The following is a 10742-nucleotide window of genomic DNA, read 5'->3' on the forward strand; positions in this document are numbered from 1 at the left end:
TCGTGTCGCTCCGGGAGAGGCGCGAAACTGACGCGCGTTCATGGACGGGCAACCTGGCCCGCCCGCGCGTCAGTTCTGCGAGGACACCGGCGACGTGCTCCCGGTGCCCGGCTCCAGCGCGTCCAGCGCCCGCCGCAACCCCGTGAGCTTGCGCTCCAGATGAGCCGCCGTGGCCACCGCGGCCGCGTCCGTCGACTCGTCGTTCAGCTGCTTGGTCAGCGCCTCGGCCTGCTCCTCGACGGCCGCGAGCCGGGCAGAGAGCTCGGCGAGCAGCCCGGCAGACTCCTTGGCCTCGCCGCCCGCGCTCTTGTCGCCGCCCTCCAACTGGAGCCGCAGCAGCGACGCCTGCTCACGCAGCTGGCAGTTCTTCATGTACAGCTCGACGAAGACGGAGACCTTCGCGCGCAGCACCCACGGGTCGAACGGCTTGGAGATGTAGTCGACCGCGCCCGCCGCGTAACCCCGGAAGGTGTGGTGCGGGCCGTGGTTGATCGCCGTGAGGAAGATGATCGGGATGTCCCGGGTCCGCTCACGCCGCTTGATGTGCGCAGCTGTCTCGAAGCCGTCCATGCCCGGCATCTGGACGTCCAGCAGAATGACCGCGAAGTCGTCCGTGAGCAGTGCTTTGAGTGCTTCCTCCCCGGACGATGCCCGCACCAGCGTCTGATCGAGCGCAGAGAGGATCGCCTCCAGCGCCAGCAGATTCTCCGGCCGGTCATCGACCAGGAGGATCTTGGCCTTCTGCACCATGGCCCGCCCTCCTCGCCCCGGCGTGGGGCCTCCCCTGTCCGCAGGACCTGAGGACGCACCGGTCGGTGCCGCCCCAGGGGACGACTCCCTTACGTCGCCCGTCCTTGTGCCGGTCATCGTAGCCGCACCCTGCCTGTCGCCACACCCTGTCACCGTGATGTCACTGTGCACGTAGCGGAAACGCGGCAGGAGACCAGAAGGTTCCCCAGATCTTGTACTTCTACACGACTATGCGCGCATGGAGTCGGCAACTCCGCGTGAACACCGAACCTTCCCGCCACGGTTGCGTGACGACCCGACGTTCCCCTCATTCCCCTCGCATCCACTGATCCATCACCGCGAGAAGGTGATCCGGGTCGACCGGCTTCGTGACGTAGTCGGAAGCCCCCGACTCGATCGCCTTCTCCCGGTCGCCCTTCATGGCCTTCGCGGTCAGCGCGATGATCGGCAACCCGGCGAACTGCGGCATCCTGCGGATCGCCGTGGTCGTCGCGTACCCATCCATCTCGGGCATCATGATGTCCATCAGGACGACCGCGACATCGTCGTGCTGCTCGAGCACCTCGATGCCCTCACGGCCGTTCTCGGCGTACAGCACGGACAGGCCGTGCTGCTCCAGGACACTGGTCAGGGCGAAGACGTTGCGGATGTCGTCGTCGACGATCAGGACCTTCTGGCCGCCGAACCGGATGCCGCGTTGCGGCTTGGGCAGCACCTCCGGCTCAGCGGGGGTCCACTGCTCCGGCTGCGCGGGGCGCGGCAGCTCGGGCATCCTGCGGCGCCGCCGGAACAGGGCCGCCGGTCCGTTCTGCGTGTCGCGGTACGACTTCACCTCCGCCGGCGTGTCGACCTCCGCCTCGGACAGCTCCGACAGATCGGACGACGACGTCACCAGGTCACCGGCCTCCAGGGCGGGCAGCTGCTGCTGGTAGCCCTGCGGCGGCAGTTCACTGGGGTGCAGCGGCAGGTACAGCGTGAACGTCGAGCCGCGGCCCGTCTCGCTCTGCGCGTAAATCTCACCGCCGAGCAGCTGGGCGATCTCCCGCGAGATGGACAGCCCGAGGCCCGTACCGCCGTACTTGCGGCTGGTCGTGCCGTCGGCCTGCTTGAACGCCTCGAAGATCACCCGCATCTTGCTGGAGGCGATACCGATCCCGGTGTCCGTCACGGAGAACGCGATCAGCTCGGCGTCCGGGTCGGTCAGCGACCCGGTCTCCAGCAGCTGCTCCCGGATCCGCTGCGGCACGTCGTCCCGCGCCGGCCTGATGACCAGCTCCACCGACCCCGAGTCGGTGAACTTCACCGCGTTCGACAGCAGGTTGCGCAGCACCTGCAGCAGCCGCTGCTCGTCGGTGTGCAGCGTCGCGGGCAGCTCCGGCGACACCCGCACCGACAGGTCGAGGCCCTTCTCCGCGGTCAGCGGGCGGAACGTGGCCTCCACATAGTCCACGAGCTGCACGAGCGCGATCCGCGTCGGGGAGACGTCCATCTTGCCCGCCTCGACCTTCGACAGGTCGAGGATGTCGTTGATGAGCTGGAGCAGGTCGGAACCGGCCCCGTGGATGGTCTCGGCGAACTCGACCTGCTTCGGGGAGAGGTTCCCCTCGGCGTTGTCGGCGAGCAGCTTGGCCAGGATCAGCAGCGAGTTGAGCGGCGTACGCAGCTCGTGCGACATGTTCGCCAGGAACTCGCTCTTGTAGCGCATCGACACCGCGAGCTGCTCGGCGCGCTCCTCCAGGACCTGCCGCGCCTCCTCGATCTCGGTGTTCTTCACCTCGATGTCGCGGTTCTGCTGGGCCAGCAGCTCGGCCTTCTCCTCCAGTTCGGCGTTGGACGCCTGGAGGGCCTTCTGCCGCTGCTCCAACTCCGCCGACCGCTCCCGCAGTTGCTCGGTCAGCTCCTGCGACTGCGCCAGCAGCAGCTCGGTCTTGGTGTTGACCGAGATGGTGTTGACGCTCGTCGCGATCATCTCGGCGATCTGGTTGAGGAAATCCCTCTGGATCTGCGTAAAGGGTGTGAAGGAGGCCAACTCGATGACCCCGAGCACCTTGCCCTCGAACAGCACCGGCAGCACGATCACCTGCGCGGGCGGTGCCTCACCGAGCCCCGAGGAGATCCTCAGATAGCCGCTGGGCGCGTTCTCCACGAGGATCGTGCGCTTTTCCGTCGCGGCCGTCCCGATGAGCGCCTCACCGGGCTGGAACGACGTCGGCATGGAGCCCATCGAGTAGCCGTACGAACCGAGCATGCGCAGCTCGTACTGGTCGTCCCCCGCCGCGTTCTTGTCCTCGCCGTCGACGAGCGGCATCGCCAGGAAGAAGGCGCCGTGCTGCGCGGACACCACCGGCGTCAGCTCGCTCATGATCAGCGAGGCCACGTCCTCCAGGTCGCGGCGCCCCTGCATCAGCGCGGAGATCCGGGCCAGGTTGCCCTTGAGCCAGTCCTGCTCCTTGTTGGCGATCGTGGTGTCGCGCAGGTTGGCGATCATCTTGTTGATGTAGTCCTGCAGCTCCTGGATCTCCCCGGACGCGTCCACGTCGATCTTCAGGTTCAGATCGCCACGGGTCACCGCGGTCGCCACGCGCGCGATGGCACGCACCTGCCGGGTCAGGTTCCCGGCCATCTCGTTCACGGACTCGGTCAGGTCGCGCCACGTCCCGTCGACGTCACGCACACGTGCCTGTCCGCCGAGCTGCCCTTCGGTGCCCACCTCGCGGGCGACCCGGGTGACCTCCTCGGCGAAGGAGGACAGCTGGTCGACCATCGTGTTGATGGTCGTCTTCAGCTCCAGGATCTCGCCGCGCGCGTCGATGTCGATCTTCTTCGTCAGGTCACCCTTGGCGATGGCCGTGGTCACCATGGCGATGTTGCGCACCTGGCCGGTCAGGTTGGACGCCATGCCGTTCACGGACTCGGTGAGGTCCTTCCACGTACCGGCCACACCCGGCACATGCGCCTGCCCGCCGAGGATGCCGTCCGTGCCCACCTCACGGGCCACCTTGGTCACCTGTTCGGCGAACGAACTCAGTGTCTTCACCATCGTGTTGATGGTGTCGGCGAGCTGCGCGACCTCACCGCGCGCCTCGATGGTGACCTGCCGTGTCAGGTCACCGTTGGCGACCGCCGCCGAGACCTGGGAGATGTTCCGCACCTGTGTGGTGAGGTTCTTGGCCATCAGGTTGACGTTGTCGCTCAGGTCCTTCCAGATGCCCGTGACACCCGGCACGTGCGCCTGTCCGCCCAGGATGCCCTCGGTGCCCACCTCACGGGCCACCCGGGTCACCTGCTCGGCGAACGAGGACAGCTGGTCGACCATGGTGTTGACGGTCGTGACGAGCTCGAGGATCTCGCCCTTGGCGTCGACGGTGATCTTCTTCGACAGATCGCCCCGGGCGACCGCGGTCGTGACCTCGGCGATGTTGCGCACCTGGATGGTCAGGTTGTTCGCCATGCCGTTCACGGACTGGGTGAGGTCCTTCCAGGTGCCGGAGACACCCTGCACCTCGGCCTGGCCGCCCAGGATGCCCTCCGTACCCACCTCACGGGCCACACGCGTGACCTCCTCGGCGAAGGACGACAGCTGGTCCACCATCGTGTTCAGGGTGTTCTTCAGCTCCAGGATCTCCCCGCGCGCGTCCACGGTGATCTTCTGCGACAGGTCACCCCGGGCCACCGCCGTGGCCACCTGCGCGATGTTGCGCACCTGGCCGGTCAGGTTGGACGCCATGCCGTTCACGGAGTCGGTCAGGTCCCGCCACACACCGGCGACACCAGGCACCTGTGCCTGACCGCCCAGCCGGCCGTCCGTACCCACCTCACGCGCCACCCGGGTCACCTGGTCGGCGAAGGCCGAGAGCTGGTCGACCATCGTGTTGATGGTGTTCTTCAGCTCGAGGATCTCCCCGCGCGCGTCGACATCGATCTTCTGCGACAGGTCGCCGCGGGCGACGGCCGTCGTCACCTGAGCGATGTTGCGCACCTGGGAGGTGAGGTTGCCGGCCATGGAGTTGACGGAGTCCGTGAGCTCCTTCCAGGTGCCCGACACGCCGTCCACCTGGGCCTGACCACCCAGGCGGCCCTCCGTACCCACGTCCCGGGCCATCCTGGTCACCTGGTCGGCGAAGGACGACAGCTGGTCCACCATCGTGTTCACGGTGTTCTTCAGCTTGAGCATCTCGCCGGAGACGTCGACCGTGACCTTCTGCGACAGGTCACCGTTGGCGACCGCCGTCGTCACCTGCGCGATGTTCCGTACCTGTCCGGTGAGGTTCCGGAACGCCGTGTTGACGGAGTCCGTCAGGTCCTTCCACGTACCGGCCGCGCCCGGCACCTGCGCCTGACCGCCCAGCTCACCCTCGACACCGACCTCCCGGGCCACGCGCGTGACCTCGGCACCGAACGCGGACAGCTGGTCCACCATCCCGTTGACGGTGTTCTTCAGCTCCAGCATCTCGCCGGCCACATCGACGGTGACCTTCTGCGACAGATCACCGTTGGCCACCGCCGTCGTCACGGCGGCGATGTCCCGCACCTGGGTGGTCAGGTTCCGGAAGACGGTGTTGACGGAGTCCGTCAGGTCCTTCCAGGTCCCCGCCGCGCCCGGCACGTTCGCCTGTCCGCCGAGCTGCCCCTCGGCCCCGACCTCGTTGGCCACACGCGTGACCTCGTCGGCGAAGATCCGCAGCGTCTCGGTCATCTGGTTGATCGTGTCGGCGAGCTGCGCGACCTCTCCGCGCGCCTGCACCGTCACCTTGCGCGACAGGTCACCGTTGGCGACCGCCGTCGTCACCTCGGCGATCCCGCGCACCTGGGCCGTGAGGTTGCCGGCCATGGTGTTCACCGAGTCGGTGAGTTCCTTCCACACACCGGCGACCCCGGGCACCTGCGCCTGTCCGCCCAGCGCGCCCTCGGTGCCCACCTCACGGGCCACCCGGGTCACCTCGGAGGAGAACGCCGACAGCTGGTCCACCATCGTGTTGACGGTGTTCTTCAGCTCCAGCATCTCGCCGGCCACCTGGACAGTGACCTTCCGGGACAGATCACCCTTGGCGACCGCCGTCGTCACCAGCGCGATGTCCCTCACCTGGGCCGTCAGCCGGTACGCCATCGTGTTGACGGAGTCCGTGAGATCTCGCCACGAACCCGACATGCCACGCACACGGGCCTGCCCGCCCAGCTTGCCCTCGGTGCCCACCTCACTGGCCACACGCGTGACCTCGTCGGTGAACGTCGACAGCTGGTCGACCAGGTTGTTGACCGTCCGTCCGACCTTCAGGAACTCGCCGCGCAGCGGATGCCCGTTCCCGTCCGGAGCCTGCGTCCGCAGCTCCATACGCGGCGACAGATCACCCTCGGCCACCGCGGACAGCACCCGGCTGACCTCGGAAACCGGCCGCACCAGATCGTCCACCAGGGCGTTCGAGTTGTCGATCGCCGTCGACCACGAGCCCTCGCAGGCCCCGGTCTCCAGCCGCTCGGTGAGCTTGCCCTCACGGCCCACCATCCGCCGCACCCGGGCCAGCTCGCCCGTCAGATGCAGATTGCGGTCGGCCACTTCGTTGAAGACGGCCGCGATCTCGGCCATCACGCCGTCCCCGGACACCGTGAGCCGCTTGCGGAAGTTCCCGTCCCGCATCGACACCAGGGCCGCCATCAGACGGTTCAGGGCCGCCGTATCCACCTCGGTGGTGCCATTGCGCGCTTTGCCCTGGTTACCCGGGGACTGTTTGCCCTGGTTGCTCGGGGACTGTCCGCCTTTCGCGCGCGTCTTTGTGCCACGCGTCGCTGCGCCAGACTCCACTGTGTCCCTCCCGCAGGGGTCGACCGTCACTGCTGTGCTCGGGTACCGCGCTCGGCGTACCAGTTACTACTGCGTATTCTCTGCCCTGCATATCAGGCTCTTGCCAGAGGGCTGCTGCCCGCCGTACGCCTTGGGCACTCAGCCTGCCCGGACCTTCACAAGAAGCTTGCCCAGTGTTTCACCCTGGCCGAACCAGGCCATAACAGTTCGGCAGCTTCGCACATCGTCCGCACACCCTCCGGACGGAAACACTGCAGACCGGCATCCGAATGGACCGCGAAGGTAAGTAACCTTGCATCCGGCTGTCCAGCCGCGCCGGTCCGTCCGGCCTGGGCGGTGGCACGAAGACGAGCGGGCATCGGAGGGGCGGCCGCACACATGACCACCGGACTGATCCCGGGGGGACAGCCCCCGGACCCCCGGCCGACGGGCAGCCTGCCGCACCAGCGGCGCGAGCCGGTCGGCCACGCAGCCCAGCACGTCGAGAACCGGTCAAGGAGTTCTGTGATCACCGCGCGCGCGGCCGCCAGTTTCGAGCCCGTCGGGCGCTCGGTCGCGAGCGCCCGCTCCTTCGTTCGCGACACCCTCCAGGGCTGGGGCTTCGCCGACATCGTCGACGACGCCGTGGTTCTCACGAGCGAACTGGTGACCAACGCTGTCGTCCACGCCGGCACCTCCGCCGACCTGCTGTGCCTGCGCAGCGACGACGGTGTGCGCATCGAGGTGGCCGACCGGTATCCCGAGCGCGAGATCCCGCTCCAGGCCACGGCCATCAACATGGGCAGCCCCGACCGCGAGGGCGGCCGCGGCCTCCAGCTCTGCGCGGCCCTCGCCGGCCGCTGGGGCGTCGAGTACACCCCCACGCACAAGACCGTCTGGTTCCAACTGGACCTGCCCGCACGCGCGGTGGGCACCCGAGCGGCCGGACCGGCCCTCCCCGCCGACCTCCTCCCCCTCGCCGACGGCCGAGTCCGCGTGGCCGTCGTCCAGATCGACCGCACCGGCCACATCACCGCCTGGAGCGAGGACGCCGAGGAACTCTTCGGCTACCCGGCCGAGCAGGTCACCGGCAAGCCCCTCACCGACCTCGCGGCCTGGCCGCACACCCCGGGCACCAGCACCGGCATCGCCGAGGCCCTCCAGCTCTCCCGCTGGGAGGGCAGCTACGGCATCCGCGCCGCCACCGGCCGCGTCACCCCGGTCTACGCCTCCCACCTGCGCGTCCGCGACACCGGCGGCGAACCGTCAACCGTGTGCCTCCTGGTACGGGACCACGAACGGGCAGTTCTGCAGACCCCCCTGCGCGTCGCCGCCTCCGACACCTCCACCACCTCCGACGGCCAGAGCACCGACCCCTTCGAGGTGTTCATCGGTTACCCCGCCCCGGACGACCTGGACGGCCTCCTCCAACGCACGGTGGAACGCGCACGTGACATGCTCGACGGCGACTCCGCGTTCCTCCTGCTGGCCACCGACGACGAGACGGAACTGGAAGTCCGCGCCTCCACGGGCCTGCCCTCCGCCCGCCAGCGCTTCGCCCGCGTCCCGGTCGAGGCAGGCTCCGGCCGCTACGGGTCCGCCCGCATGCCGGCCGTCCACGACGACCTGACGGCGGTCCCCGGCGCGGTACCGCTGTTGAACGGCACGGGCATGCGCTCGGTCGTCACGGTCCCGCTGAAGGTCGAGGGCCGCCTCACCGGCTCCCTGGGCGTCGCCGCCGAGGCCTCCGGCAGATACTCCAACGAGGAAGCCCTGCGCCTCCAGTTCGCCGCGGACCGCATCGCCCTCGCCGTCGAATCGGCCCGCCTCGGCGAACTGGAGCGCCTGCGCCGCGGCTCCCTGAACTTCCTGGTCGAGGCATCCGACCTGCTCGCCGGAACCCTCGACCGCGACCAGACCCTCGCCCTCATGGCCCAGATGACGGTCCCCACCCTCGCCACCTGGTGTGCCGTCTACACGATCGCCCACCAGGCCTCCGAGCCCTACCTCTCCTACGTCCTCCACGAGGACGAGGAACTCATCGACGGCATCAAGTCCCTGCTGTCGAAGGTCCCCCCGCCCGACCCGGTCCCCACCCCCGGTGCCCGTGTCTGGACGGCCCCCGGCGAGGTGGCCCACCAGGCGGCCCTGCGCAGCTCCATGCGCAGCCTCGGCCTCAGCGGCGGCCCGACCCACCAGGTCACCCCCGGCATCGGCCCGACCCTCGCCACAGCCTCCGCCGTCGGCGGCGAGACGGTGGTCCTCCCGCTGGTCGCCCGCAACCGCGTCATCGGCATGCTGACCCTCGGCAAGCCGACTGACGAGCACTTCCGCCAGGAGATCCTGGAACTCGCCGAGGACCTCTCCCGCCGAGCCGCCCTGGCCCTGGACAACGCCCGCCTCTACTCGGAGCGCACGGCGATCAGCCAGTCCCTCCAGCGCAGCCTCCTGCCCCCGGAGCTCCCCGTCATCGCGGGCGTCGAGGTCGAGGTCATCTACCGCGCCGCCGGCGAGGGCAACGAGGTGGGCGGCGACTTCTACGACGTCTTCCCCATCAGCGACGGCGCCTACGGCTTCGCCATCGGCGATGTCTGCGGTACGGGCCCGAACGCGGCGGCGGTCACGGGACTGGCCCGCCACGCCCTGCGCCTCCTGGCCCGCGAGGGCCTCAGCGGCCCGGCGGTCCTGGAACGCCTCAACTCGGCGATCCTCGACGAAGGCGCCCGCAGCCGCTTCCTCACCCTCCTCTACGGCGAGATGCGGCCCCAGGAGGACGGCAGCGCCGAACTGAAGGTCGTCTGCGCCGGTCACCCGCTCCCGCTGCGCCTGCGCCAGGACGGCTCGGTCGAACCGGCAGCCGAACCCCAGCCGCTCCTCGGCGTCATCGAGGACCTGGAGCTCTACGAGCAGACGGTCACCCTCGACCCGGGCGATGTCCTCCTGTGCGTCACGGACGGCGTCACCGAACGCCGCGAAGGCGCCCGCATGCTGGGCGACGACGGCCTCGCCGACGTCCTCACGACCTGCACGGGCCTGACGGCCGGAGCGGTCGCGGCCCGCATCATGCGCGCGGTGGAACGCTTCGCGTCGGACGCCCCGTCGGACGACATGGCGATCCTGGCCATGCGTGTCCCGGGCCTCCACAAGGACTAGGACATGCGAAAGGCCCCACCCGGGAGGGTGGGGCCTTTTTTGCTGGAGCCCCCAAGCGGAATCGAACCGCTGACCTTCTCCTTACCATGGAGACGCTCTACCGACTGAGCTATAGGGGCCTGTCGCGTTGCGGTTTCCCGCGCGGCAACGGAATAGATCATACCCCGAACAGACCCGTGCTCCCAACCACGTCAGAAGGCGGGCTGCAGCAGCCCTCCAAGGGCGTTGCAGGCGGACACGATCCGCTGCATGTCCCGCTTGGTCAGCGTCGCGTCGACCGGCAACGCGAGCGTCTCGTCAGCAGCTCGCTCCGTCTCCGGGAGAGAAACACACCGCCGGAATTCGGGCAGCCGATGCACCGGGGTCTTCACCGGCACCCGGCATTCAACTCCCTTGGCCCGCACAGCGCGCGCGAAGGCGTCCCGGTCCGGTCGCCCGTTGCCCGGGACCCGCACGACGTACTGCTGATAGGTGTGCCCGTCACCGTCGTCCGGCGTCCGCACGCCCCTCAGCTTCGCGTCGAGGTAGCCCGCACGCTCCCGGCGCTGAGCTATCTCGTCGTACGGCGCCTCGGACTCTCCCTGCTCCAGCACGAGCAGTCCGTGCCGCGCTCCCAACGTGTGCAACCGCGCGAGGTCGGCGAGCCGCCCGAAGCGGTGTACGACAACCACGGCCGCGGTGCGCGGAGTTACCGCCGCTTCCACAGCGACGGCGTCGAGGCAGTAGGTGACAGGATCTATGTCGGCGAACACCGGCATCGCCCCGGCCATGGCAACGGCCTCGGCGACCTCGACGTTCCCGAAGGCCGGCACGACGACCTCGTCACCGAGTCCGACTCCGGCGGCCCTGAGCATTGCAGCAGTACCCATGCTTTGGATGCTGGGCGCGCAACGTGAACTTCAAGTGACGCGGAACAAAAAAGGGTTGGTCCCGTAACCGAAGTTACGGGACCAACCCATTCAATGATTGTTCGGCGGCGTCCTACTCTCCCACAGGGTCCCCCCTGCAGTACCATCGGCGCTGAAAGGCTTAGCTTCCGGGTTCGGAATGTAACCGGGCG

General features: G+C 68.8%; 4 protein-coding genes, 1 tRNA gene and 1 rRNA gene. 1 reads left to right on the forward strand and 5 read right to left on the reverse strand.

The annotated features are described in order from the left end of the window. Positions 1-69: 69 nt before the first annotated feature. Entirely contained in the window at positions 70-750 is a 681-nt protein-coding gene (locus ACIBK5_RS39815; protein WP_399027752.1) for a two-component system response regulator, read from the reverse strand. 307 nt (positions 751-1057) lie between these two features. Then, complete coding sequence (locus tag ACIBK5_RS39820) at positions 1058-6550, reverse strand: HAMP domain-containing protein (RefSeq protein WP_399027754.1); 5493 nt, start codon at positions 6548-6550, stop codon at positions 1058-1060. A 378-nt stretch (positions 6551-6928) separates the two neighbouring features. Between ACIBK5_RS39820 and ACIBK5_RS39825 the strand changes: the two genes are divergently transcribed. Further along, entirely contained in the window at positions 6929-9682 is a 2754-nt protein-coding gene (locus ACIBK5_RS39825) for a SpoIIE family protein phosphatase (protein ID WP_399027756.1), read from the forward strand. Positions 9683-9725: 43 nt separating this feature from the next. Here the strand turns inward: ACIBK5_RS39825 and ACIBK5_RS39830 are convergent. The 3 genes from ACIBK5_RS39830 to rrf all read right to left on the reverse strand — a co-directional run. Then, positions 9726-9801, reverse strand: a tRNA-Thr gene (locus tag ACIBK5_RS39830). A gap of 72 nt (positions 9802-9873) precedes the next feature. After that, positions 9874-10536: a DegT/DnrJ/EryC1/StrS family aminotransferase gene (locus tag ACIBK5_RS39835; RefSeq protein WP_382498704.1), complete on the reverse strand. Its 663-nt coding sequence runs from the start codon at positions 10534-10536 to the stop codon at positions 9874-9876. Between the two features lie 114 nt (positions 10537-10650). Then, positions 10651-10742, reverse strand: a 5S ribosomal RNA gene (gene rrf / locus ACIBK5_RS39840); the annotation flags it as partial.

Origin of the sequence: Streptomyces sp. NPDC050546 (assembly GCF_044457425.1) — a bacterium.
Classification (GTDB): domain Bacteria; phylum Actinomycetota; class Actinomycetes; order Streptomycetales; family Streptomycetaceae; genus Streptomyces.